28 protein-coding genes are annotated in these 24,006 nt (G+C 40.8%); 27 read left to right on the forward strand and 1 reads right to left on the reverse strand.

Annotated elements, in window-relative coordinates:
• The first annotated feature begins 225 nt into the window (after window positions 1-225).
• The 11 genes from LQ226_RS20305 (at window position 226) to rsmI (ending at window position 7,627) form a co-directional block, all read left to right on the forward strand.
• Window positions 226-453: a sigma factor G inhibitor Gin gene (locus LQ226_RS20305; protein WP_304610419.1), complete on the forward strand. Its 228-nt coding sequence runs from the start codon at window positions 226-228 to the stop codon at window positions 451-453.
• Between the two features lie 81 nt (window positions 454-534).
• Complete coding sequence (locus LQ226_RS20310; RefSeq protein WP_231419857.1) at window positions 535-1,986, forward strand: aminotransferase class I/II-fold pyridoxal phosphate-dependent enzyme; 1,452 nt, start codon at window positions 535-537, stop codon at window positions 1,984-1,986.
• Window positions 1,987-1,998: 12 nt separating this feature from the next.
• Window positions 1,999-2,622, forward strand: a complete 624-nt coding sequence (gene tmk, locus LQ226_RS20315; RefSeq protein WP_231419901.1) for a dTMP kinase — start codon at window positions 1,999-2,001, stop codon at window positions 2,620-2,622.
• Window positions 2,623-2,696: 74 nt separating this feature from the next.
• The gene (locus LQ226_RS20320; protein WP_231419858.1) at window positions 2,697-3,026 is read left to right on the forward strand and encodes a cyclic-di-AMP receptor; all 330 of its coding nucleotides are present in this window, start codon (window positions 2,697-2,699) and stop codon (window positions 3,024-3,026) included.
• 16 nt (window positions 3,027-3,042) lie between these two features.
• Complete coding sequence (locus LQ226_RS20325; RefSeq protein WP_231419859.1) at window positions 3,043-3,483, forward strand: YaaR family protein; 441 nt, start codon at window positions 3,043-3,045, stop codon at window positions 3,481-3,483.
• Window positions 3,484-3,496: 13 nt separating this feature from the next.
• Window positions 3,497-4,483, forward strand: a complete 987-nt coding sequence (holB, locus tag LQ226_RS20330; protein WP_231419860.1) for a DNA polymerase III subunit delta' — start codon at window positions 3,497-3,499, stop codon at window positions 4,481-4,483.
• Window positions 4,484-4,487: 4 nt separating this feature from the next.
• Window positions 4,488-5,315, forward strand: coding sequence for a PSP1 domain-containing protein (locus LQ226_RS20335; RefSeq protein ID WP_231419861.1), 828 nt, complete (start codon window positions 4,488-4,490; stop codon window positions 5,313-5,315).
• A gap of 16 nt (window positions 5,316-5,331) precedes the next feature.
• Window positions 5,332-5,679: a DNA replication initiation control protein YabA gene (yabA, locus tag LQ226_RS20340; protein ID WP_231419862.1), complete on the forward strand. Its 348-nt coding sequence runs from the start codon at window positions 5,332-5,334 to the stop codon at window positions 5,677-5,679.
• 71 nt (window positions 5,680-5,750) lie between these two features.
• Window positions 5,751-6,494: a tRNA1(Val) (adenine(37)-N6)-methyltransferase gene (locus LQ226_RS20345; protein ID WP_231419863.1), complete on the forward strand. Its 744-nt coding sequence runs from the start codon at window positions 5,751-5,753 to the stop codon at window positions 6,492-6,494.
• On the forward strand, window positions 6,484-6,786 hold the full coding sequence (locus LQ226_RS20350; RefSeq protein ID WP_231419864.1) for a GIY-YIG nuclease family protein: 303 nt from the start codon (window positions 6,484-6,486) through the stop codon (window positions 6,784-6,786). Before LQ226_RS20345 ends, LQ226_RS20350 begins: the two co-directional genes overlap by 11 nt.
• The gene (gene rsmI / locus LQ226_RS20355; protein ID WP_231419865.1) at window positions 6,755-7,627 is read left to right on the forward strand and encodes a 16S rRNA (cytidine(1402)-2'-O)-methyltransferase; all 873 of its coding nucleotides are present in this window, start codon (window positions 6,755-6,757) and stop codon (window positions 7,625-7,627) included. Before LQ226_RS20350 ends, rsmI begins: the two co-directional genes overlap by 32 nt.
• A gap of 52 nt (window positions 7,628-7,679) precedes the next feature.
• Here rsmI and LQ226_RS20360 read toward each other — a convergent pair whose 3' ends face one another.
• A complete protein-coding gene (locus LQ226_RS20360; protein WP_036787243.1) occupies window positions 7,680-7,967 on the reverse strand; it encodes a transition state genes transcriptional regulator AbrB in 288 nt (95 codons plus the stop codon).
• A 668-nt stretch (window positions 7,968-8,635) separates the two neighbouring features.
• On the opposite strand from LQ226_RS20360, the gene metG reads away from it, so the two are divergent.
• The 16 genes from metG (at window position 8,636) to fin (ending at window position 23,964) form a co-directional block, all read left to right on the forward strand.
• A complete protein-coding gene (gene metG / locus LQ226_RS20365; protein ID WP_231419866.1) occupies window positions 8,636-10,594 on the forward strand; it encodes a methionine--tRNA ligase in 1,959 nt (652 codons plus the stop codon).
• Window positions 10,595-10,738: 144 nt separating this feature from the next.
• Window positions 10,739-11,509: a TatD family hydrolase gene (locus LQ226_RS20370; RefSeq protein WP_231419867.1), complete on the forward strand. Its 771-nt coding sequence runs from the start codon at window positions 10,739-10,741 to the stop codon at window positions 11,507-11,509.
• Window positions 11,510-11,718: 209 nt separating this feature from the next.
• Window positions 11,719-12,897 (forward strand): G5 and 3D domain-containing protein, encoded by a 1,179-nt coding sequence (locus tag LQ226_RS20375; RefSeq protein ID WP_231419868.1) that lies wholly within the window; start codon window positions 11,719-11,721, stop codon window positions 12,895-12,897.
• A gap of 291 nt (window positions 12,898-13,188) precedes the next feature.
• Window positions 13,189-13,746: a ribonuclease M5 gene (rnmV, locus tag LQ226_RS20380; RefSeq protein ID WP_231419869.1), complete on the forward strand. Its 558-nt coding sequence runs from the start codon at window positions 13,189-13,191 to the stop codon at window positions 13,744-13,746.
• Window positions 13,743-14,621, forward strand: a complete 879-nt coding sequence (gene rsmA / locus LQ226_RS20385) for a 16S rRNA (adenine(1518)-N(6)/adenine(1519)-N(6))-dimethyltransferase RsmA (RefSeq protein ID WP_231419870.1) — start codon at window positions 13,743-13,745, stop codon at window positions 14,619-14,621. The genes rnmV and rsmA overlap by 4 nt, the downstream gene beginning before the upstream one ends.
• 63 nt (window positions 14,622-14,684) lie before the next feature.
• Window positions 14,685-15,587: a sporulation peptidase YabG gene (yabG, locus tag LQ226_RS20390; RefSeq protein ID WP_231419871.1), complete on the forward strand. Its 903-nt coding sequence runs from the start codon at window positions 14,685-14,687 to the stop codon at window positions 15,585-15,587.
• Between the two features lie 284 nt (window positions 15,588-15,871).
• A complete protein-coding gene (veg, locus tag LQ226_RS20395; RefSeq protein ID WP_036787229.1) occupies window positions 15,872-16,138 on the forward strand; it encodes a biofilm formation stimulator Veg in 267 nt (88 codons plus the stop codon).
• A 177-nt stretch (window positions 16,139-16,315) separates the two neighbouring features.
• Window positions 16,316-16,495 carry a small, acid-soluble spore protein, alpha/beta type gene (locus tag LQ226_RS20400; protein WP_231419872.1) on the forward strand — a complete coding sequence of 60 codons (180 nt, stop codon included), beginning with the start codon at window positions 16,316-16,318 and terminating at the stop codon, window positions 16,493-16,495.
• Between the two features lie 790 nt (window positions 16,496-17,285).
• On the forward strand, window positions 17,286-18,155 hold the full coding sequence (gene ispE, locus LQ226_RS20405) for a 4-(cytidine 5'-diphospho)-2-C-methyl-D-erythritol kinase (RefSeq protein WP_231419873.1): 870 nt from the start codon (window positions 17,286-17,288) through the stop codon (window positions 18,153-18,155).
• Window positions 18,156-18,209: 54 nt separating this feature from the next.
• Entirely contained in the window at window positions 18,210-19,025 is an 816-nt protein-coding gene (purR, locus tag LQ226_RS20410; protein ID WP_231419874.1) for a pur operon repressor, read from the forward strand.
• Between the two features lie 251 nt (window positions 19,026-19,276).
• Window positions 19,277-19,573 (forward strand): septation regulator SpoVG, encoded by a 297-nt coding sequence (gene spoVG, locus LQ226_RS20415; protein WP_036787219.1) that lies wholly within the window; start codon window positions 19,277-19,279, stop codon window positions 19,571-19,573.
• A gap of 236 nt (window positions 19,574-19,809) precedes the next feature.
• On the forward strand, window positions 19,810-21,189 hold the full coding sequence (glmU, locus tag LQ226_RS20420; protein ID WP_231419875.1) for a bifunctional UDP-N-acetylglucosamine diphosphorylase/glucosamine-1-phosphate N-acetyltransferase GlmU: 1,380 nt from the start codon (window positions 19,810-19,812) through the stop codon (window positions 21,187-21,189).
• A gap of 15 nt (window positions 21,190-21,204) precedes the next feature.
• Window positions 21,205-22,161 carry a ribose-phosphate diphosphokinase gene (locus LQ226_RS20425; protein WP_231419876.1) on the forward strand — a complete coding sequence of 319 codons (957 nt, stop codon included), beginning with the start codon at window positions 21,205-21,207 and terminating at the stop codon, window positions 22,159-22,161.
• 92 nt (window positions 22,162-22,253) lie between these two features.
• Entirely contained in the window at window positions 22,254-22,907 is a 654-nt protein-coding gene (locus tag LQ226_RS20430; protein ID WP_231419877.1) for a 50S ribosomal protein L25/general stress protein Ctc, read from the forward strand.
• Window positions 22,908-23,082: 175 nt separating this feature from the next.
• Window positions 23,083-23,643: an aminoacyl-tRNA hydrolase gene (gene pth / locus LQ226_RS20435; protein WP_231419878.1), complete on the forward strand. Its 561-nt coding sequence runs from the start codon at window positions 23,083-23,085 to the stop codon at window positions 23,641-23,643.
• 90 nt (window positions 23,644-23,733) lie between these two features.
• Entirely contained in the window at window positions 23,734-23,964 is a 231-nt protein-coding gene (fin, locus tag LQ226_RS20440) for an anti-sigma-F factor Fin (RefSeq protein WP_231419879.1), read from the forward strand.
• Window positions 23,965-24,006: the final 42 nt, after the last annotated feature.

A 24,006-nucleotide genomic window follows, 5' to 3' on the forward strand; every position in this document is an offset into this window, starting at 1 on the left:
ACCCCCGCAAGAGTAGGACGCCGCCATGCAACGTAACCTCAAAGGATATAATCCTTTGAGGTTTTTTGTATTCCTTACATTGCTTTTAGATGAATGGCTAGCCCCTCAAATTAGTAACTTTCTTCAATCGGTCCAGGAAACAAAACAAGCCGTACAAACACAAAACTGAATATCTTACGTACATTATCATAGATCATAAAAGCTATTCGTATAAAACTAGGTTACATGGGACACACTAATCATACGGAGGTGGAGAATATGAAGGAAGAACAATCAATCTATGAAACTTGTGGTGTGTGTGAGTGCAGAAGAAAGAATGGCATTCATTTATATAACTTATTTATATGTAAGGACTGTGAGAGGGAAATTGTTCAAACGTCTCCCGAAGATCAACAGTATCAGTATTTCTTAAAGAAATTAAAAAATATAACCCAAACAAAGCAATATTCATAGTATAGTGATACTAAGGTGTTTAGAAGGGAAAGGTCATTCCTTCTTGGCACCTTTTTTACATGAATGAGGAGGGTTTATCTTATGTTGCAATCGCAAACCCCATTATATACAGCACTACAGGAGAGGGCTGAACGAGACTACATTTCTATGCATGTGCCTGGTCATAAAAATGGGACTGTCATTCCTCATGCAGGCAAGCCTTTTTTTGAAAATATATTATCTATTGATATGACGGAGATTACTGGCTTAGATGACCTTCATCAGCCTGATGGAATTATTAAAGAGGCGCAGCAGCTGACAGCAGAGTGGTTTAAAGCTAAGTCGTCCTACTTTTTAGTAGGAGGCAGTACTTCTGGAAATCTAGCTATGATTCTTGCGGCGCACAAGAAAGGAAAACCTTTTCTTGTACAACGTAACAGCCATAAATCCATTATGCATGCTTTAGAATTAGCAGGTTCTAAGTCTATTTTTATTTCTCCACGCTACGAGCAAAACTATAAGCGCTTTACAGGTCTTCATAAAGAAGAAGTACAAGAGGCATTAAACATGCAGTCTGATGTATCTGGACTCATTGTAACCTCACCAGACTATTTTGGACATACGTCTGACTTGAAAGAGATCATTGAACTAGCACACTCTTATGATATACCTATATTAGTAGATGAAGCTCACGGGGTTCACTTCTCTCTACAACACCCCTCCATCCCGATGTCATCTTTGGATTTGGGGGCTGACGTAGTGGTCCAGTCGGCTCATAAAATGGCTCCAGCTATGACAATGGGGGCTTTTTTACATACTAGTACAAATAGGATAGACAACAGCAAATTGACTCACTATTTACAAGTGTTTCAATCTAGTAGTCCTTCTTATCCAGTACTCGCTTCATTAGACCTGGCAAGGCATTACCTGGCTCACTTAGATAAAAGAGATATAGAAGCTAGTTTAGATTGGATTCATCAATTGCGCCTTTCACTTTCCAATTCAGACGTATGGACGCTCCTCCCTTTTGAAAACGGGGTAGATGACCCGTACAAGGTTACACTTCTTGTAAGAGAGGGGTTAGACCCAGATGAGGTTGCTGGGTGTTTAGAAGAGGAAGGTCTTTATCCTGAGTTAGTGGTGGGCCAACAGATTCTATTCACACTAGCTTTGACCCCTAATTATTCTGTTGCTCATTTAAACAGGTTGTTTAAGCGAGTCGAATCTAAATTAAAAGACAAGTACGATTTTAACCATGCTACAATAGAGAGAGTCGTTCATCCAGTTATAAATATGGTGCAACCCAACCCATACTCTTATCAAGAATTAGAGGGTATGGAGGTGGAGTTTGTACCTTGGCACTTAGCTATTGGACGAGTAGCAAGTTCCTCGGTTACTCCGTATCCCCCTGGTATTCCATTCATTATGAGGGGGGAACGTATCCTTAAAGGGCATGTAGAACGTATGGGTGAATTCATACGAAACGAGAAGCACATCCAAACGAGGGAAGCAGCTTATCGGAAAGGGATTCACGTTTATATAGAAAGAGAATAAAGGAGAATGAAAGTGAAGGGAACGTTTGTAACTTTTGAAGGAGGAGAAGGGGCTGGGAAGTCAACGGTTCTAAAAGCCGTGGGAGAGCGCCTTCTTCAAGAAGGATATGATGTTGTTATGACAAGAGAGCCTGGTGGAATTGATATCGCAGAGAAAATTCGCCAAGTCATTCTTGATCCATCGCATATTACAATGGATGGGCGAACGGAAGCGTTGCTATATGCAGCTGCGAGGAGGCAGCATTTAGTGGAGAAAGTTGTTCCGGCATTAAATGAAGGAAAAATTGTACTCTGTGACCGGTTTATTGATAGTAGCCTAGCTTATCAAGGCCATGCAAGAGGGTTAGGGATCGAAGAAGTACAACGCATTAATGAGTTTGCTATAGAAGGGTATATGCCTCATTTAACGTTGTTCTTCGATATTACGCCTGAAAGAGGGTTAGAACGAATTGCCCGGAACAAAGGCAGGGAACAAAATCGCTTAGACTTGGAGCACCTTCGCTTCCATCATACGGTCTATGAAGCATACGGAATGTTACTGGAGCAATACCCAAACCGCATTCAACCTATTAATGCAGATCAATCTTTAGATAAGGTTATAGAAGCAGCTTATCAAAAAGTTTCTTCCGCTATTTAACAGATGCACTTCGTAACTTGAAAAATTCTTGTTATAATAGGGTACAAATGGGTTTTAGTAAGGAGGATATCGTCATGAAAATGATTGTGGCGGTTTTACAGGATAAAGATAGCAATCGGTTAACGAACGCATTAGCTGATCATCAATATAAAACAACAAAATTATCAACAACAGGTGGTTTTTTAAAAGAGGGGAACACAACATTAATGATCGGTTGTGAAGACCATCATGTGGACGATGTTTTAGATATTATTCGTGATAACTGCAGCCAACGTGAACAAATGGTAGCCCCTATCTCCCCAATGGGCGGAAATGCGGATTCCTATATCCCGAAACCTGTGAAAGTAGAAGTCGGAGGCGCTACTGTATTTGTGCTTCCTGTAGATTCATTCTTTCAATTTTAATTAAGGAGATGATGACGTGAAGATCGGTCAAGACTTAAGGTCACAAATGGATTCTGCTCAAAAGAATATGAGACCGAACTCTAATGGTGCCAAAGGCTTTGACCAGATGGTTCAGTCTGAATCGCACAAGATGCGTCAGCAGGAATTGCATCGCTTAATGGGAGATATTACGAAACAAGGTGAGAAAGTTGCGCGCTTTCGTTCATTTAAGGACTTAGCCAGATACAAGCGCCTTGTAAAGTCATTTGTGCAGGAAGCTGTTCAGTATGGAATGAATTTAAATCAGTCCCACAGCTGGAATATGGATGGTCAAAGTAGAAAGCTTACACTCGTGAAGTCTGTGGATGACAAGTTAACTGAGTTAACAGATGAAGTAATGAACCAAGAGAAAAAATCCATTGATGTCTTAGGTATTATTGGAGAAATTAAAGGTTTATTAGTGAACTTATATACGTAAGGTCGTGACAGGAATGAACAAGTGGGCCGATATGATCGAGGTTCAGCCAATGGTTACGAAAATGTTAACCAACAGTATTCAAAAAGATCGCATCTCTCACGCTTATTTATTTCAAGGTTCTAGGGGGACAGGGAAACTAGAGATGAGTTTATTGTTTGCCAAAAGTTTCTTTTGTCAGTTCCGTGAAGGAGTAGAACCTTGTCAAACATGTAAGGATTGTATTCGCATCGACTCCGGTAATCATCCGGATGTACACGTTATACAACCAGAGGGTCAATCAATTAAGAAAGAACAGATTCTTCATTTACAGAAAGAGTTTACCTATACGGGGTTAGAATCGAATCAAAAGGTATACATTGTAGAAGACGCTGATAAAATGACAGCCAATGCAGCGAACCGATTGCTTAAGTTTCTCGAAGAGCCTAATCGTCAAACTGTCGCGATGCTTCTTACTGAAAATGGTCAGGCGCTGCTTGATACGATTCGTTCAAGATGTCAGATCATGGCTTTTCAGCCACTAAACGCGGAAAATGTAACGAAGCGTTTAATTCAAGAAGGGGTATCCGAATCTTCAGCTCGTTTATTGAGTGCTCTAACCAATAACATAGATGATGCTCTTGAAATGAATCGTGATGACTGGTTTGCGAATGCGAGAAAGTTAGTGATACAATTAATTGAAGTCCTTCAGGAAAAACCCAGCGAGGCTTTATTATTTGTTAACAATCAATGGATGGCTCATTTTAAAGACCGGGATGCCTTAAATCAAGGTTTAGATCTTCTTTCCTTATGGTTTAAGGACTTAGTGTACGAACATATCGGACTTGAGTCTTCTATTGTTTTTATTACAGAAAGGGAGCGCATTCGTACAAGCTCCTATACATGGTCGAAGCCATTTGCTACGAATGCTTTGACCTATATTTTAGAGGCAAAACGTAAGCTAATATCAAATGTTCACCCAACCCTGGTGATGGAACAACTCACGCTTCAAATACAGAGGTGATTGAATGGTTGAAGTAGTTGGTGTACGTTTCAAGCAGGCGGGAAAGATTTATTATTTTGATCCGGATACTTACCAAATTACAGACGACGATTATGTAATAGTTGAGACCGTTCGAGGAATCGAATTCGGTAAAGTCGTGATTTCGAGTAAACAGGTGGATGAAGAGGATATTGTCTTACCGCTTAAGAAAGTCATCCGAATTGCGGATGAAAAAGATAAATTAGTTGTAACAGAGAACAAACAAAATGCGAAAGAGGCATTTGACGTTTGTGCTGATAAGATTATACAACATAAGCTAGATATGAAGCTTGTAGATGTGGAATATACATTTGATCGAAATAAAGTAATCTTTTACTTTACGGCAGATGGTCGTGTAGACTTCCGTAACCTTGTGAAAGATCTGGCGTCTGTGTTTAAAACACGGATCGAGTTGCGTCAAATCGGCGTACGTGACGAGGCGAAAATGTTAGGTGGCATAGGTCCTTGTGGCCGAATGTTGTGTTGTTCTACCTTTTTAGGGGATTTTGAACCGGTTTCCATAAAGATGGCTAAAGATCAAAATCTATCGCTTAATCCTGCGAAAATTTCAGGCTTGTGTGGTCGCCTTATGTGCTGTTTGAAGTATGAGAATGATGATTACGAAACAGCGAAGAAGGAACTTCCTGATATTGGGGAAGATATTCGGACACCACATGGCCCCGGCAAGGTCGTTGGCTTAAACATCCTTGAACGTGTTATTCAAATAGAAATCCCTGATCAAGAACGAGTTATTGAATATACGCTAGAAGAGCTCATTCAAGAAGGTGCAGTACCAACGCAAGCCACAGAATAATGGGGTGGATGTAAGCGTGAATAAAAAAGAAGTATTTGAGCAAGTATCACATATGGAAGAACAAATCGGACAACTCTATCAACAATTAGGGGATCTAAAGAAACAACTGGTGGAGCTGTTAGAAGAGAATCAGCACTTATCCGTGGAGAACCACCACCTAAGGCAACGTCTTGAGCAAGATCATGAACATTCTGAACAAAGCGAGTCAAAACAATCCGAAGCAAAGGGAGCTTTGGTAGGTGAAGGATATGATAACCTTGCTCGTTTGTACGAAGAGGGTTTCCATATCTGTAACCTCCATTTTGGGAGTCCCAGGGATGAAGATTGCTTATTTTGCCTATCATTTTTAAATAAAAAGAAGTAATGTTAGAGGCTGGTCCAAACGGAACAGCCTCTCTATTTATCTTTACGGATGAATAAGGGAGTGAACCACCCATGGTAAACTTACATGGAGATGAACGAATTGATTTTTTATTAGCAGAAGAGAATTTACGTATCATACAAAGCCCCAGTGTTTTCGCTTTTTCGTTAGATGCTGTTTTGCTTGCAAAATTTACGTATGTGCCGATTAAGAGAGGGAGGATTCTGGATCTTTGCACAGGGAACGGTGTTATCCCTTTCTTTTTGAGTAATCGGTCCCGTGCTTCCATTACAGGCGTAGAGCTCCAAGAGCGCTTATATGATATGGCTGTACGAAATACCGCATTGAATGGGTTAGAGGGCCAGATTCAGTTTGTCCATGGGGATCTTAAGGAGATGCCTTCTGAATTAGGGAATGGTCAATTTGATTTGGTTACCTGTAATCCCCCTTACTTTCCTACTCCAAAAGATGACTATAAAAATGAGAATGAACATTTAGCGATTGCCCGACATGAGATTTACTGTACGTTGGAAGATGTTGTCTGGGCGTGCAGTCGCTTAACGAAGTCAGGAGGAAAGATCTCCATGGTTCATCGGCCTGGTCGTCTTCCGGATTTAATTTCTCTTTACCGCAAGTATCAGGTAGAGCCTAAACGAATTCAACTTGTCTATCCTAAGCCAGGTAAAGAGGCGAATATGGTTTTAATAGAAGGAGCGCGAGACGGGAAGCCAGATCTTAAAGTTTTACCTCCACTCTATATCTATCAAGAAAACGGGGAGTACTCGGACGAGATGAGGAAGATTCTCTATGGAGAATAATGAACATACGGTTTATATGCTCCGTTGTAAAGACAACACAATCTACACGGGCTACACAAATCACTTAGAGAATCGCTTACGTATGCATGAGGAAGGGAAAGGGGCAAAATATACGAGAGGACGTGGGCCTTTCACTCTCCTTTATTGCGCTTCTTTTTCTTCAAAGCGTGAGGCCTTGCGTGAAGAGTATCGAATCAAGCAGCTGACACGTATTCAAAAAGAACGACTTATTAATTCAGATCAGAAAGGTATGGCAGATCATGAAGACTCAAAAAAGCTTTCAAAATCCTGAAGATCAGCAGGGAGAACTTTATATTGTCCCTACACCCATTGGTAATTTAGAAGATATTACGTATCGGGCTTTGCGCATCTTAGGAGAAGTGGATGAAATTGCAGCAGAAGATACGAGGCAAACGAAGAAATTATTAACTCATTTCGACTTGCATACCCCCCTTACTAGCTATCACGAACATAATAAGTTTAACCGGGAAGCGCACCTTTTAGAAGCATTGCAGAATGGAAAGAAAATAGCCATTGTGAGTGATGCAGGAATGCCTGGAGTATCTGACCCGGGTTTTGAGATCGTAAAGCGTGCGATAGAAGAGGACATTTCGGTTATTGTACTGCCTGGTGCAAATGCTGCTCTTTGTGCCCTAGTTGGTTCAGGTTTAGATACGACTCGTTTTTCTTTCTATGGCTTTTTACCTCGTAAGAAGAAAGATCGGAAAGAGGAACTTGAAAGGTTAAGCAAGAGTGCGCAGACGCTTGTTTTTTATGAGTCTCCTCATCGTTTGAAAGAAATGTTAAAGGCCTTACATGAAGGGTTTGGTGATAGGCAAGTCGTATTAGCTCGTGAGTTAACCAAAAAATATGAGGAATATATCAGAGGAACAGCTTCTGAAGTATTAGATTGGGCTCAATCTGAACAGGTTCGCGGTGAGTTTTGTATTATTGTTGAAGGTAGCACGGGTGAAGAAGAAGACAGTGAGACCAACTGGTGGGATAATTTATCCCTTGAGGAGCATGTCGAACGCTATATAGAAGAGGGAAAGTCATCAAAGGACTCTATTAAACAGGTGGCACTGGATCGAAAAATCTCTAAGAGAGATGTTTACCAAGCTTATCATACGTAATAAAAAACCCCCGCTTACCGCGGGGGTTTGTCGTCTCTTTTTTATCTCTATATTAGTCTACTTTGTTATTTAAGCTATTTTGAATCTCGTTCATTAATTCTTTTGCACCTTCTGGGCTAAGAACTAATTTTCCGTTAGCAAGGCTCATGTTGCTCTCAGAAACCTCACCTGTAACGTGACAAGTCATGTTAGGCTTGTATTTTTTTAATACGATGCGATCGTCATCCACGTAGATTTCAAGCGCATCCTTTTCATTGATTCCTAGAGTACGGCGTAATTCGATAGGAATTACCACGCGACCCAGTTCGTCTACTTTACGTACAATACCAGTTGATTTCATGTGTATTGCTCCTCTCACTCAAAATATTTTTCTTTATCTTCGTCATGTTTCGACATTCTATACCTCATATAGTACCAGTGATTCCCATGGATGTCAATTCTTTTATTTGCCAAATACAACAAAAAATTAACAAATATAAAACAAGTAAACCACTAAATAAGGAGAATTTTCCTAGGGCTGTTATTGTTTCTTAACTTTTTCAATTAAAAGGAAACAACATCGCATACAGCTGTTATAAATTTTCGACACCATTCGACCTATTTGGGGGGTCAATGATAAAACTTTATTCCCTTAAGGTCGGTGGAAGACTTAATGATCTCTACCCTCCTTTATAAAAGAATGTGAAGCGATTACTTATAAGTCTTTTTACCCTATGTTATTTCCCCTTAATCGAATGATTTGCTTGATCGAGCTGTCCATGTGGGAAGGTTTGGCGAACCGACCTCTGTTAGGAATCCAGGAGGTAAGGTAAAAAACGTGATTATAAATGGAAATAAAGTAGTTTTCTTGATTAAATAGGGGATGTTTTTGTATAGTTTTTTGTTAGGAATGGAAATAATGCTTATGAACCGATAAAATAGAAAGGTATGCTTTATTAACTTTATAGAAGTGATCTCTCTCATCTCAATTGAGAGTTGTTCTACATATATTAAATAGGAGGGGATTCCATGACGGAAGAAAATAAGACCTTTTATATTACGACACCGATCTATTATCCTAGTGGGAACTTGCATATCGGACATGCCTACACAACAGTAGCCGGTGATGCAATTGCGCGTTATAAACGTTTACAAGGGTACGATGTGATGTACTTAACGGGTACAGATGAGCATGGCCAAAAAATTCAGCGAAAAGCAGATGAAAAAGGGGTAACCCCACAAGCTTATGTGGATGACATTGTAAGTGGTATTCAAAGTCTTTGGGATAAGATGGACATCTCTATTGATGACTTTATCCGTACAACAGAGAAGCGCCATACAGATGTCGTTGAGAAAATCTTTAATCGTCTTCTTGAGAAGGGCGATATCTACCTTGATGAATATGAAGGGTGGTACTGTACATCGTGTGAGTCATTCTTTACAGAGCGACAGTTAGACGATGGACATTGTCCGGATTGCGGAAACAAAGTAGAAAAAGTAAAAGAAGAATCCTACTTCTTCAAAATGAGCAAATACGTTGATGACTTATTAAAATTTTACGAAGAAAACCCTCATTTCATTCAGCCTGAGAGCAGAAAAAATGAAATGATTAATAATTTTATTAAGCCAGGTCTTGAAGATTTAGCTATCTCTCGTACAACCTTCGACTGGGGTGTTAAAGTACCAGGAGATCCAAAACACGTAATCTATGTTTGGATTGATGCTCTAAGTAACTACATTACAGCTTTAGGGTACGGTACAGAACATGACCAACGTTATCAGAAGTACTGGCCGGCTAACGTCCACCTTATGAGTAAGGAGATCGTTCGCTTCCACACGATTTACTGGCCAATTATGCTGATGGCTCTTGATCTGCCTTTACCAAAGCAGGTATTTGCCCATGGTTGGATCTTAATGAAAGATGGAAAGATGTCTAAATCAAAAGGAAACGTTGTGGACCCTGTTGATTTAATTGACCGTTACGGACTAGATTCTTTACGTTACTACTTGCTTCGTGAAGTGCCGTTTGGTTCAGACGGGGTATTCACACCAGAAGGATTTGTGGAGCGTACAAACTACGATCTAGCGAATGACCTTGGTAACCTTCTAAACCGTACGGTAGCAATGATTAGCAAATACTTTGATGGGGAAATTCCAGCGTTCGAAGCTGGTCAGGAGGATGTTGATGTCTCCTTAGAGACGTTTGCTAAAGAAACAAAAGAGAAAGTTGAACAGGCTATGGACCATATGGAGTTCTCTGTGGCGCTTTCAAGTCTTTGGGCATTTGTTAGCCGTACAAATAAGTATATTGATGAAACAACTCCTTGGGTACTGGCTAAGGATGAAAATAAAAAAGAGCGTCTTGGTAATGTGATGGCCCACTTGGCGGAATCCCTTCGCCATATTGCGGTAATGCTGCAGCCATTTATGACGCGCACTCCAAAACTTATGTTTGAACAACTTGGCATTGAGGACGAGCGCTATGCGAAGTGGGAAAGTTTAAATACAGTAGGTATCATTCCAGCCGGAACAAAAGTTCAAAAAGGCCAACCTATCTTCCCGCGTCTTGAAACGGAAGAGGAAACACAAATCATCAAAAACATGATGAAAGGTGGCACTCCGGCTCCTGAAGAGGAAGAAAAGGAAGAAGAAGAGGGGTCTGAAGAAATCGGAATTGATGATTTCTTAAAAGTGGATCTTCGTGTTGCTGAAGTTGTCGAGGCAGATAAGCATCCGAAAGCAGATAAGCTTCTACGTTTGCAACTTGATTTAGGGAACGAACAACGTCAGGTCGTTTCAGGAATTGCGAAACACTATACGCCAGAAGATTTAATAGGGAAGAAAGTCATATGTGTAACGAATTTGAAGCCTGTTAAATTACGAGGAGAACTTTCTCAGGGTATGGTGTTGGCCGGAGAAGACGAGCAAGGCACACTTTCTCTTGCTTCAGTAGATCAAAGCCTTCCAAATGGAACAAAAGTTAAATAACTAGAACGTTAAGGGTACTCTATACAAGTAGGGTGCCCTTTTTTTCTTTCTATTGGTTAACAATAGGGAGGGAGCGTGATCATTTTGAACACTTATAGACTGGTGTTACAATACAACTAAACGATCGATAAAGGAGTCAGTGACATGCTGTTTGATACACACGTACATTTGAATGCAAGACAATTTGAAGAAGACCGAGAAGAAGTCATTAAGCGTGCTCATGAGGCAGGCGTTGAGTATATGGTTGTCGTTGGGTTTGACCGGGAAACGATTCCATTAGCTATAGAGATCGCAGAATCTCACGAGAATATTTATGCCGCCGTGGGGTGGCATCCAGTGGATGCCATTGATATGGAAGATTCGGATTTAGAGTGGATTGAAGAGCTAGCAGCACATCCTAAAGTAGTTGCTATCGGAGAGATGGGCTTGGACTATCACTGGGACAAATCACCTGCAGATGTCCAAAAGGAAGTGTTCAAAAAGCAAATTCAACTTGCTAAGAAAGTGCAAATGCCTATTATTATTCATAACCGTGAAGCCACACAGGATATTGTGGATCTTCTAAAAGAGGAAAAGGCTGAAGAAGTAGGTGGCATTATGCATTGCTATAGCGGTTCAGTAGAGATTGCCAAGGAGTGTATAGAAATGAACTTCTACATTTCCTTAGGAGGTCCGGTGACCTTTAAGAATGCTAAAAAGCCAAAAGAAGTGGCAGAAGCTATTGATTTAGATCATTTACTTGTAGAAACAGATTGTCCTTTCCTAGCTCCTCATCCAAACCGCGGAACGCGGAATGAGCCGGCATACGTGAAACTTGTGGCAGAGCAGGTAGCCGAATTAAAAGGAATTTCGCTCGAAGAAGTTGGACAAACTACGACAAGAAATGCCTTTAAACTCTTTAAACTTGACCAATAAAATGTACACGTACTAGAATAACGGGAAAATCATGGCAGGTTATGTACACATCTGTCGCGATTTTTCCGTTTCTTTTTGAAAAGGGAGCAGGTATAGTAAAAGGAGCCAAGGTGATTGAATGGGTCCTTTTTCCATTTCTGCCGTTAATCATTTGACAGATGTTGGTGCGGTGGATATAATACACTGCGTAGAAAAAAGGAGGCAGAAGCGTGAAAAAAATAATCGCGTTGGTCGCAAGTGCCCTTATGTTTTTTGCCTTACTTGGGAGCTTAGGGTTTGAAACTACCAAGGCAGAAGTACAATTAAGCACGAATAAAGAAACAAAAACCGTGCGTACTCATGCTGGTACGGTGGAAGACCTGTTAAACGACCAAGGAATAAAAGTAGAACCACATGATGCATTATCACACAATCTTAACGATACAATTACTTCAGGAATGAATATAGACTATCAATCTGCTAAACAGATCACTGTGAAAGTAGATGGTAACACTCAACAATACTACACTACAGCCGATACAGTACAACAGCTATTCAAAGCAGAAGGCATCTCTATTAAAGAGCGTGACAAAGTGTCCCACGAACAAGCATCTTCTCTGAAAGATGGAATGGAAATTCAAGTTCAAAAGGCATTTAAGGTCGCTTTAAATGATGGCGGTGAAACTTCTGAAATATGGACAACGGCTAACACCGTAAATGATTTCTTGAAACAACAGGCTATCTCTCTTAACGAACTGGATCGTTTAAAACAAAAAGAGTCCGCTTCATTATCTAAAGATCAAAATGAAGTGACGATTACTCGTGTTGAGAAGGTAACAGATGTTGTTGAAGAAACGGTGGATTATGCTGTCGTAAAACGTAACGACAAATCCTTGGCAAAGGGTAAAGAGAAAGTTGTTCAAAACGGTGAAGAGGGCCAAGTTGTAAAGCAATATGAAGTCACGTTAGAAAATGGCGAAGAAGTGGACCGTAAACTTGTGAAAGAAGAAAGTAAAAAGGACAGTAAGGATAAGATTGTTGCCATTGGTACGAAGGTGCAGCAAGTTCAGTCATCCCAACCTCAAATTTCTCGTAGTAACAGTTCATCGGGCGTTCAAAAGACATTATACATGCATGCAACAGCTTACACGGCCTACTGTGCCGGGTGTAGTGGTGTAACATCAACAGGGATTAATCTGCGTGCAAATCCAAATCAAAAAGTCATCGCTGTAGATCCGAATGTTATCCCATTAGGATCTAAAGTATGGGTTGAAGGTTATGGGTATGCTATTGCAGGAGACCAGGGCTCAGCAATTAAAGGAAATCGCATTGATTTATTTATGTCTAGTAAAAGTGCTGCAAATAGCTTTGGTCGCAGAAATGTTCAGGTAAAAGTATATGGAAAGTAGAGCAGGGGTTTCATACCTCTGCTTTTTTTCGTTTAGAAACGAAGTTAGATGAGTGTAGGGATTATTAAAATTCAACTTCTAGTTATAATGAAATATTTATTACGTATGTACCCATATTATATGCAGTTTTACACTCTAATCTCCTGTTGTCGAACAAAAAAATTAAAGTATTCTAAAAATTGTTTCACGTGAATCATTTTGTCTGAATAGACCGAAGGACAAACAGATAGTGTTTTATTTTGAAGGATGGACGTGTTATAACTAAACAAGATACCTAAGCGGGAGGATACAATGATTATTAAAGAGGTAATTGTAGTTGAAGGAAGAGATGATACGGTGAATATCAAGCGTGCTGTAGACGCGGATACCATCGAAACAAATGGTTCAGCTGTAAACAAGGAAACCATTACAAAGATTTGCCACGCCCAGGAAAAAAGAGGCGTGATTATTTTTACAGATCCTGATTCCCCGGGGGAGAGAATACGTAGCATAGTTTCCGAGGCTGTACCAGGTTGTAAACACGCATTTTTACCTAAAGAGCAAGCACTAGCGAAACACTCCAAAGGCGTAGGGGTTGAGCATGCTACACCAGCAGATATCCAAGAGGCTCTAAAGAACGTATACAGTATAACAGAGACCTATGAGACGGATATTGAACAAGCCGATTTGGTTGATTATGGTCTGCTAGGCGGACAGGGGTCGAAAGCAAGACGGGAAAAGTTAGGGAAACGATTAAAAATTGGTTATACCAATGGAAAACAGTTATATAAACGCCTGGTTATGTTCCAGATCACAAGAGAAGAGTTCATAGCTGCGATGGAAGATATGAAGCAGGAGGAAGAAGAATGAGTGATTATAAAGCAATAGCAACACCCGTGCGAACGAAAGCGATTCTTGAGAAGTACGGATTCTCGTTCAAAAAGAGTTTAGGGCAAAATTTCTTAATAGATGCCAACACATTAGAAAATATTGTGAATCATGCAGGGGTAAATGCGGAGAGTGGCGCAATTGAAATTGGGCCAGGAATAGGAGCCCTAACAGAGCAACTGGCACGTAAGGCGGACCGAGTGCTGGCCTTTGAAATTGACCAGCGTTTACTTCCGATCTTAAAAGATACACTTCATGATTATGATAATGTCTCTGTTATTCATCAGGATATTTTGCAGGCTAACGTAAAAGAAATGATCCAGGATCATTTTAAAGAAGGTCAACCTGTCCATGTTGTGGCCAACCTGCCTTATTATATTACGACACCTATTCTAATGAATTTGTTAATGGAGCGCTTACCGATTGATAGCATAACGGTAATGATTCAAAAAGAAGTGGCAGATCGAATGGCGGCATCTCCGAACAGCAAAGCTTACGGTTCTCTTTCCATAGCAGTTCAATACTATACCGAGGCTAAGGTTGTGATGGATGTTCCTAGAACGGTCTTTATGCCTCAACCAAATGTAGGTTCAGCTGTGCTCCGTCTTTCCATGAGAAATGAGCCCCCGGTAGATGTGAAAAATGAACCTTTCTTCTTTGATCTCGTGCGGGCATCCTTTGGGCAGCGTCGTAAAACGATTATGAATAACCTCAGTCGCCATTTTAAGGATCGGTTTAGCAAAGATGAAATAAGAGAGTATTTAGAGAAAAGCGGTATTGAAGAAAAGCGCAGAGGCGAATCCTTATCTATAGAGGAATTTGCTCGACTCGCAAACACGTTTTACGAAGCATTATAGGGGCACATTTCCTTTATTCTCACATAGGCTATTTTAGAACGGTTGGTGTGAGGAGGAAGGAAGATGATTAGCAGAGGAGATTTAGTTACGCGATCCTCCTACAAGCATGATGTATTATTTCGTGTGCAGGATATTCAAGAAAGTCGAGTGCTGTTGTACGGAGAAGAAATCCGTCTTGAAGCAGATGCTCCACTGTCAGACCTGGTAAAGGTCCAAACAGATGACCTGAAGCGGCGCAAAAGGGAAGCTAAAGAGAAAGAAGATTATTCGTATCGATTATTTCGACAAGATTATCAGCTTATGCGTCAAAAGCGTGACTATGAAGCTTCAGGCGGTTACCAGCATCAAAATGCCTATTTCCAGCTTCCATCCCGTGTTCTTCATCTGGATGGAGACAGATTGTATTTAAAAAAGTGTATCGATCTATATCAGCAATTAGGTTTGCAGGTTCATGGGGTCCATTTAAGTGAAAAAGAAATGGCTCATGAAATTGGAGATTTAATTGATAAGATTAACCCGGATGTGGTCGTCATTACAGGCCATGATTCTTATTCTAAAAGTAAAGGGAATAAGCATGATCTCCGTGCTTATCGCCATTCCAAGTATTTTGCAGAAGCGGTAAGGGAAGCTCGGAGGAAAGTGCCTCACCTGGATCAGCTTGTCATTTTTGCTGGTGCCTGTCAGTCTCATTTTGAATCTTTAATACGTGCAGGAGCTAATTTCGCTAGTTCTCCTTCACGTATTAACATTCATGCGTTAGATCCTGTTTATATAGTGGCGAAAATTAGCTATACCTCCTTCATGGATAAAGTGAATGTATGGGATGTAATCCGTAATACGTTAACTGGTGAAAAAGGTCTTGGGGGAGTGGATACACGAGGATTGATGAGAACAGGTATGCCTTATGACGCTGAGGAAGAAATTGAAGATGAAGAGAATAATCCTTTTCAACACCCATTATCATAATGGGTGTTTTTTGTTTTAGGCAGGATGTTAAACCTTGAAAAGACGGTACTTTACTCTCTTCTGGTCTACTCCATTGTGAAGAGTCATTCGACCTTGCATGGAGAGAAAAGTCGAATGTTGCCATTTTCATACATAATTTTGTCAGATCCAAGAAACACTACAAATAGAAAAAAAGAAAAGGCCGTATTTCATTGACATTAAAAATAACATACTGCTATAATATAAAGTTTTATTGACTGAAAAGACAAGCGTGTGTTATAGTATAATTAGTGAGGTGGAGTGTAGTGGCAAAAACGTTAGCAGAAATCAAACAGTCTCTCGATGGGCAAATTGGGAAACGGTTAACATTGAAAGCTAATGGTGGTAGACGTAAAACCATCGAACGAAGTGGTGTATTAGCTGAAACGTATCCTTCTGTTTTCATTGTAGAACTTGACCAAGAAGAGAATGCTTATGAACGCGTCTCTTATAGCTATGCTGATGTACTTACTGAAACAGTAGAGCTAAACTTTGGTGAAGATCTGAGCAGAATGATGTTAGGGGAGCAGTAAACCTAGGTTTACTGCTTTTTACTTGCTTTAGGGTACATAGCCGGGTCCCGTTCTAACAGAGCGGGATCAATTGTTTTGTAAAGATTGCTTCAATACCCATTATTGTTTAAGACTACACAATCGGAATATACATATGCTAAACGTGTCGTACTAACACAATGAAGGGAGCTGTTTTCCTTGGGTAAACGTCGAGGCTACATGTCTGATGAGTTAAAAGAGGAAATCGCAAAGGAATTAGGTTTTTACGACACGGTTGAAAAGGATGGTTGGGGCGGTATTACGGCGCGTGACGCTGGCAATATCACCAAACGGGCTATCCAAAAAGCTCAAGAACAAATGATGAGGGACAAGTCCTAATGACAGGGGCTTGGCCCCTTTTTTGTTTAAAGGGGTATTGCGCTTGTTTTTGCCATGCAGTGAGTATTCTCTGTGACTTTTTAAAGCTTCTCATATCCCAAAAGGTCATAGATGACGAGAATCTCTTACTTTTTAAAAGGTCTTTTCCCGTAAAAGGTAACAGATGCAACGGATCAATGACCTTTTAAACGTATTTATTTCTTGAAAGGTAACAGAGGAAGGGGGTCTGTTACCTTTTCGGCTTAATAACCAAGGGAAATGTTAGAGATCGATCTCGCACGAGGGGGGCGTACGACACTAAACAGTCGCCTGCGCTTTTCGTAGTGTCTAGCTCCGGCTCCTAGCCCCTAGCGTCATAAGCAATCTAACTCCAGTGGCCTTCAGCCACTTCCGTTAGCTTGCTTATGCGTACGGGGCTGAACAGTCGCCTGCGCTTTTCGTTTATGTCCAGCTCCGGTGGGTAGAGGCTAGCGAGATAAGCAAACTACCTGCAGTGGCTAATCGCCACTTCCGGCAGTTTGCTTATCCGGCCCCACACGATGTGGGGTCGTTCGGCGTTGTCACAGGAGGTGACGTTCTTAGTCGAACTTCCGCTCTCTAACCCGCCTGCGCTTTTCGTAGTGTCTAGCTCCGGCTCCTAGTGTCTAGCGTCATAAGCCAGCTCCTCTCCAAAGGCTATCGCCTTTTCCGAAGATCTGGCTTATGCGTACGACACTGAACAGTCGCCTGCGCTTTTCGTTTAACTATGATACAATTTATCCATAATTAATGCGAAGAAGCAGGTGATGATATGCGTTTTTTGGAGAAGGCGCCGGCTAAGATTAATTTAGCCTTGGACGTGTTGTACAAGCGTCCGGATCAGTATCATGAAGTGGATATGATTATGACGACAATTGATTTGTCTGATCGCATTGAGTTAAGCCCTTTGAGAACTGATGAGATTCTGATTGTTTCGGAAAATCGGTTTGTTCCGAGTGATCACCGTAATCTTGCTTTTCAGGCTGCTCAAGTGTTGAAAGATAAGTTTGGCATCCGTGAGGGTGTGGAGATCTATATTGAGAAGCAAATTCCTGTAGCTGCTGGGCTTGCTGGGGGAAGTAGTGATGCTGCCGCGGTTCTGAGAGGGCTGAATCGATTGTGGGAATTGGATTTAAGTGTTCAGGAGCTGGCCGCAATCGGAGCTCAAATCGGTTCTGACGTGTCTTTCTGTGTTCATGGTGGAACAGCGAGGGCTACTGGCAGAGGGGAAAGAATCGAAAAACTTCCTGCACCGCCGGCTTGCTGGGTAGTATTGGCGAAGCCGACGATGGGCGTGTCGACTCAAGCGATTTATGAGAACTTGAATTTAGAGGAAGCGGAACATCCTGATATCAAAGGGATGGTGAAGGCTATTCAGAAAGAAGATTATCAAGAGATTTGTGAGAAGATCGGAAATGTATTGGAACCTGTCACCGTTCAGTTACACAGTGATGTTCAACAAATTAAAGAACATATGCATGAATTTGGTGCGGATGCTGTGTTAATGAGCGGAAGTGGTCCGACGGTATTTGGCTTAGTTCAACATGAAACAAGAGCTCAGCGTATTTACAACGGTTTACGAGGTTTCTGTGATGAAGTTTACGTGGTACGTATGCTTGGAGGACGAGTCCCTCTTGATTAAAGCCGTATAAAACTGTTATATTAAATGAAAATATTCGGTTTTTGAGGTGTAGAAATGAAAAGAAGTGAACGTTTGGTCGGAATGACGTATTATTTATTGGAGCATCCCCAACAACTTGTCTCTTTACCTTTCTTTACAGAGGCATATGATGCAGCTAAGTCTTCTGTGAGTGAAGATTTAGGTATTATTAATCAAATGTTTCAAAAGCAAGGGATTGGAGAGTTGCACACTGTTTCAGGTGCAGCAGGTGGTGTGAAGTTCATTCCGTTTAATTCGCAAGAGAATAGTGAACACTTTGCTGATCTATTGGCAAAGCAATTAGAAGACCCTGAACGCCTACTCCCGGGTGGTTACTTGTTCATGAGCGATTTGCTAGGGGACCCGGAAACGATTCGGAATATCGGACGTCTTTTTGCGACTCATTTTTCGAAGCAACACGTGGATGTCATTATGACGGTGGCTACTAAAGGGATTCCTTTAGCTTATGCGGTCGCATCATTCTTAAATGTTCCGGTCGTCATTGTCAGACGTGATCCTAAAGTTACAGAAGGATCAACGGTCAGCATTAACTACGTATCAGGGTCATCAAGAAAGATCCAGACAATGGTCTTACCTAAACGCAGTCTCCAAAAAGGGGCTAATGTCTTAATCATAGATGATTTTATGAAGGCCGGGGGTACCATTGATGGAATGAAGAGCCTGTTGAAAGAATTTGAAGCTAATGTAGCAGGTATTGGTGTTTTAGCTGAAGCGGAAGATGAAGATGAGGAACGTGTCGTGCAAGATTACGTATCACTCCTTCAAATAAATAACGTAGACATTAAAGAAAAGAAAATCGAAGTACACAGAGGAACTATGTTCCACTCGTAACTAGAGAAGAATGCATTGAATTGCATTCTTCTTTTTTTGACGTAAAAAATCGTATAGGCATTTAGAGAATTGTTTAAAAAGTTATTACCTTTTCTAAAGGAAGATATAACGGGCTGAATCATCGTACAAAGGAATTAAGATTTTGGATATTGTTAGAAAAACTTAAATTTTTTTTATATTTAAGAAGGAATTTGAACAGTCTTGTTGAATATTGGTAAATAAGTTCCTATGGAAAAAGGTGGTGACAAATAATGGAAGTAACTGACGTGAGACTACGACGCGTTAATACTGAAGGAAGAATGCGAGCAATTGCTTCTATTACGTTGGATGGTGAATTTGTTGTTCACGACATTCGAGTAATTGATGGCAACAATGGTTTGTTTGTGGCGATGCCGAGCAAACGTACTCCAGATGGAGAATTTCGTGATATTGCCCATCCAATTAACTCTGGCACACGTGGGAAAATTCAAGACGCTGTGTTAGAAGAGTATCATCGAGCGGGACAAGTTGAAGAAGAAGTGGAGTATGAAGAAGCTGGAGCTTCCTAATGCTTTACAACGCAACAGGAGTCTAATCAACAGATTAGGCTTCTTTTTTTGGTCAGAAATGAGTGAATAAAGGAAATATCCTACATATCTGTATATCAATTAGGGCTTCTCGGTAGATTACCCTCTAAAAGTCCTGCATTATAAGGTGTGAAGCCGTTCTCATAATCTTTTCTTTGTTGAAAATAGTGCGGTTTTAAGATATATTCGTAATGGATAAAAAGGATGGAGGTTTCTTCATGAATAATCGCTATGCTGTTGTATTGGCAGCCGGGCAAGGGACACGCATGAAATCGTCGTTGGCGAAAGTATTGCATCCTGTTTGCGGTAAGCCTATGGTGCAACATGTAATGGATCAATTAACGTCTCTTCAACTAGATGAAGTTATAACAGTAGTAGGGCGTAGTGCTGATGAAGTGCGTGAACAAATCGGCGCGGACAGCCAATTTGTTGTTCAGGAAGAGCAACTTGGGACAGGGCATGCGGTTCAACAAGCTGAACCTATCCTTGGCACTAACAAGGGAACAACTCTTGTAGTAGCAGCTGATACCCCACTACTTACAGCAGAAACGCTTGAGTCAGTGTTTAACTATCATGAACAAGAACAGGCGAAAGTAACGGTTCTGACAGCTCATGCTGAAGATCCGACAGGCTATGGTCGAGTGATTCGTGATGAACACGGGGATGTCGCTCGTATAGTTGAGCATAAAGATGCTTCTCCACAAGAACAAGCAGTTCAGGAAATCAACACAGCTATCTATTGTTTTGATAATGAGGCACTTTTTGAATCTCTTCAGAATGTTTCAAATGATAATGCTCAAGGGGAGTACTACCTTCCTGATGTGATCGAAATCCTTAAGAACAAAGGGGAAAAGATTGCTGCTTATCAATCTTCAGACTTTGAAGAAACATTGGGTGTAAACGACCGCGTTGCGTTATCACGTGCGGAGAAGGCAATGAAACGTCGAATTAATGAGCGTCACATGCGCAATGGCGTTACTCTGATCGATCCGGATCATACGTATATCGGATTAGATGTTACAATTGAACAGGATGCTATCATTTATCCTGGGTGTGTTCTTGAAGGAAACACACAAATTGCAACAGGTGCAGAAATTGGTCCTCATACTGAAATTAAGAATTGTTCAGTTGGACAAGCTACGGTTATTAAGCAAAGTGTTGCTCATGAAAGTCACATTGGGAATCGTGTGAAAATCGGCCCGTACGCTCACATACGTCCCGCTTCTACCCTTGCTGACGACGTTAAAGTTGGAAACTTTGTAGAGTTGAAGAAAGTTTCGTTTGGCGAAGGAAGTAAGGCTTCTCACTTAAGTTATATTGGTGATGCTGAGGTAGGAAACGGAGTAAATATTGGTTGTGGGACGATTACCGTAAACTATGATGGCCAGAATAAGCATCTAACAACCATACAAGATGATGCGTTTATCGGGTGTAACTCCAACTTAGTAGCGCCTGTTACAGTTGGTCATGGTGCATATGTAGCTGCAGGCTCAACGATTACAGATGATGTTCCTGATCGTGCGTTGTCGATTGCTCGTTCTCGTCAAACGAATAAAGACGGGTACGCAGATAAAATAAATCAAGCGAAAAAAGATTAATGGAGGTTTTAGCGAATGGCTACTTCTCAATATAAAGATCCAGCTTTAAAAGTGTTCTCACTTAATTCAAACCCAACTCTAGCTCAAGAAATTGCAGAGAATATTGGTACAGAATTAGGAAAATGTACGGTAACAAGTTTTAGTGATGGAGAGGTTCAAATTAACATTGAAGAAAGTGTACGTGGGTGTGACGTATATGTAATTCAATCAACTTCAGAGCCAGTAAACCAACACATTATGGAATTACTTATTATGATTGATGCATTGAAGCGTGCTTCTGCTCGTTCCATTAACATTGTAATGCCGTACTATGGTTACGCACGTCAAGACCGTAAAGCACGCTCTCGTGAGCCAATTACGTCTAAGCTTGTCGCGAACCTTCTTCAAACAGCTGGTGCAAGCCGCGTCATTATGTTAGATTTACACGCACCTCAAATTCAAGGATTCTTCGATGTACCAATCGACCACCTTGTAGGTGTTCCACTTCTTTCTGATTACTTTGAAGAGAAGAATTTCGATGATGTGGTTATTGTTTCGCCTGACCACGGTGGCGTTACACGTGCCCGTAAAATGGCTGATCGCCTGAAAGCACCAATTGCGATTATTGATAAGCGTCGTCCTCGTCCGAACGTAGCCGAAGTTATGAATATTGTCGGTAATATTGAAGGAAAAACAGCGATCCTGATTGATGATATTATTGATACAGCGGGAACGATTACACTTGCAGCCAATGCTCTTATCGAAAATGGGGCAAAAGAAGTCTATGCTTGTTGTACTCACCCTGTTCTATCTGGACCGGCAATTGAGCGTATTGACAACTCTAAGATTAAAGAGCTTGTCGTAACAAATACGATTCCTCTTAAAGATGAAAAACGTATCGATAAAATTACAGAGCTTTCTGTAGGAGAGCTAATTAGCGAAGCTATTACACGTGTTCACGAGCGTAAATCAATCAGCGTATTATTTGATTAATTTACCTTTTTTCTGAAAATCAGGTTTACACCCTCTGTAAAAGGGAATTATAAATCATTAGAAGCTTTATAATTCTTTGGAGGGTGATAAACGTGGCAGTTACAGTTAAAGCGAATACGAGAGAAGATTTCAAACGTTCAACTAAAAATGAGCTTCGTAAGTCCGGACTGGTTCCAGCAGTTGTTTATGGAAAAGACAAAGAACCAATTGCGGTATCGGTAAACAGCTTAGAATTATTAATGACAGTACGTGATGAAGGGAAGAACGCAATTATTTCCCTTGATATAGAAGGTAAGAAACCCGTAGACGTAATGTTACATGATTATCAGATTGAACCGATTCGTAATGAGTTATATCATGCCGATTTCTATATGGTTGATATGAGTCAGGAAATTGATGTAGAAGTAGCAATTCACTTAGAAGGAGAAGCACAAGGGACGAAAGATGGTGGGATTCTTTCTCAGCCACTTCATGAACTTTCCGTTCGTGCTAAGCCAAACGAAATCCCTGAAGAGATCAAACTAGATGTTACAAATCTAGAAGTTGGGGATAGTCTTCTTGTGAGTGATGTGAAAGCTGGAAATAACTACGAAATTACTCAGGATGAGACCACAACAATTGTGACCATCTTACCTCCTCAAACTGAAGAAGTTGTCGAACCAGGCGAAACTCAGGATGGAGATGTAGAACCAGAAGTCATTAATCAAAAAGATGATGATGAAGCGGAAGAGAGCGAAGAAGCTTAATATTCTTCGGTTGGATATGAGGCGTAACCCAAAAGGTTACGTCTCTTTTTACACGTAAAGAAGGATTCAGTAGCAGAATTGAAGAATTAAAAGAACAACGCTTTGAACTCTTCTTTTTCGCTTATAATAAAGAGAGCAGAAGACTTTTCAACTAGATAAAGAAGAGAGTGATTACATGAAATGTATTATTGGTCTAGGGAATCCAGGCCCTAAATTTGAAGATACGCGCCACAATATTGGATTTATGGTAATTGATGAGCTATTACGTCGCCATAATTGGAAATTAGATAAAGAGAAATATAAAGGACAGCATACTGTAGAACGTCTAGGTGGAGAAAAGGTTATTCTTTTAAAGCCACTGACGTATATGAACTTATCTGGAGAGTCTATTCGCCCGTTGATGGACTATTACGATTTAGCTCCGGAGGATATCGTTGTGATCTATGATGATTTGGATTTACCTCCAGGAAAGGTTCGTTTGCGTCAAAAGGGTGGACACGGGGGCCATAACGGAATCCGTTCAACCATCGATCACCTAGGTACGAAGGAATTCCCGCGCATAAGACTTGGAATTGGACGTCCTAGTGGTCCGATGCCTGTACCTGACTATGTGTTAGGGAAGTTTCAAGGGGAAGATGCTACGGCAGCGAAAGAAAGTGTTCAAAAGGCTGCAGATGCGTGTGAAGCTTGGATGGAAAAAGGCTTTTTAGAAGTTATGAATGAATTTAACAAGTAAAATGAGTAGAGTAGAGAAGCGGTCATTCGTATAACGTTAGGAGACTCCGGACAAACTAGAGTGTAAATAGCTAGTTTTAGGAGGATGACCATGGCCGTTAAATATCAGTGTCGTCATTGCAAAAAGGAAATCGGTGAACTATCACAAGATGTGCTTGATTCCGTCGAGCTTGGACTTACTTCTCTGAACGAGGAGGAGCTTTTAGATATGGTTAGCTATCACGAAAATGGTGATGTGATGGTAAGAACAATTTGTGAAGATTGCCAAGAATCATTAGAAGAAAATCCTCACTATCATGAACTTGATTTCTTTATACATTAAATTGATTTGTTCGCTTTGGTGAAAAGCCAAAGCATTTTTGTA

This window comes from Pontibacillus sp. HN14, assembly GCF_021129245.1.
Classification (GTDB): Bacteria; Bacillota; Bacilli; order Bacillales; family BH030062; genus Pontibacillus.

Coding starts and splice junctions, on each gene's coding strand:
- LQ226_RS20305 (WP_304610419.1), top strand. CDS start 226: ATGGGACACACTAATCATACGGAGGTGGAGAATATGAAGGAAGAACAA.
- LQ226_RS20310 (WP_231419857.1), top strand. CDS start 535: ATGTTGCAATCGCAAACCCCATTATATACAGCACTACAGGAGAGGGCT.
- LQ226_RS20320 (WP_231419858.1), top strand. CDS start 2,697: ATGAAAATGATTGTGGCGGTTTTACAGGATAAAGATAGCAATCGGTTA.
- holB (WP_231419860.1), top strand. CDS start 3,497: ATGAACAAGTGGGCCGATATGATCGAGGTTCAGCCAATGGTTACGAAA.
- LQ226_RS20335 (WP_231419861.1), top strand. CDS start 4,488: ATGGTTGAAGTAGTTGGTGTACGTTTCAAGCAGGCGGGAAAGATTTAT.
- LQ226_RS20345 (WP_231419863.1), top strand. CDS start 5,751: ATGGTAAACTTACATGGAGATGAACGAATTGATTTTTTATTAGCAGAA.
- LQ226_RS20350 (WP_231419864.1), top strand. CDS start 6,484: ATGGAGAATAATGAACATACGGTTTATATGCTCCGTTGTAAAGACAAC.
- rsmI (WP_231419865.1), top strand. CDS start 6,755: ATGAAGACTCAAAAAAGCTTTCAAAATCCTGAAGATCAGCAGGGAGAA.
- LQ226_RS20360 (WP_036787243.1), bottom strand. CDS start 7,967: ATGAAATCAACTGGTATTGTACGTAAAGTAGACGAACTGGGTCGCGTG.
- metG (WP_231419866.1), top strand. CDS start 8,636: ATGACGGAAGAAAATAAGACCTTTTATATTACGACACCGATCTATTAT.
- LQ226_RS20370 (WP_231419867.1), top strand. CDS start 10,739: ATGCTGTTTGATACACACGTACATTTGAATGCAAGACAATTTGAAGAA.
- rnmV (WP_231419869.1), top strand. CDS start 13,189: ATGATTATTAAAGAGGTAATTGTAGTTGAAGGAAGAGATGATACGGTG.
- rsmA (WP_231419870.1), top strand. CDS start 13,743: ATGAGTGATTATAAAGCAATAGCAACACCCGTGCGAACGAAAGCGATT.
- yabG (WP_231419871.1), top strand. CDS start 14,685: ATGATTAGCAGAGGAGATTTAGTTACGCGATCCTCCTACAAGCATGAT.
- ispE (WP_231419873.1), top strand. CDS start 17,286: ATGCGTTTTTTGGAGAAGGCGCCGGCTAAGATTAATTTAGCCTTGGAC.
- purR (WP_231419874.1), top strand. CDS start 18,210: ATGAAAAGAAGTGAACGTTTGGTCGGAATGACGTATTATTTATTGGAG.
- spoVG (WP_036787219.1), top strand. CDS start 19,277: ATGGAAGTAACTGACGTGAGACTACGACGCGTTAATACTGAAGGAAGA.
- glmU (WP_231419875.1), top strand. CDS start 19,810: ATGAATAATCGCTATGCTGTTGTATTGGCAGCCGGGCAAGGGACACGC.
- LQ226_RS20425 (WP_231419876.1), top strand. CDS start 21,205: ATGGCTACTTCTCAATATAAAGATCCAGCTTTAAAAGTGTTCTCACTT.
- pth (WP_231419878.1), top strand. CDS start 23,083: ATGAAATGTATTATTGGTCTAGGGAATCCAGGCCCTAAATTTGAAGAT.
- fin (WP_231419879.1), top strand. CDS start 23,734: ATGGCCGTTAAATATCAGTGTCGTCATTGCAAAAAGGAAATCGGTGAA.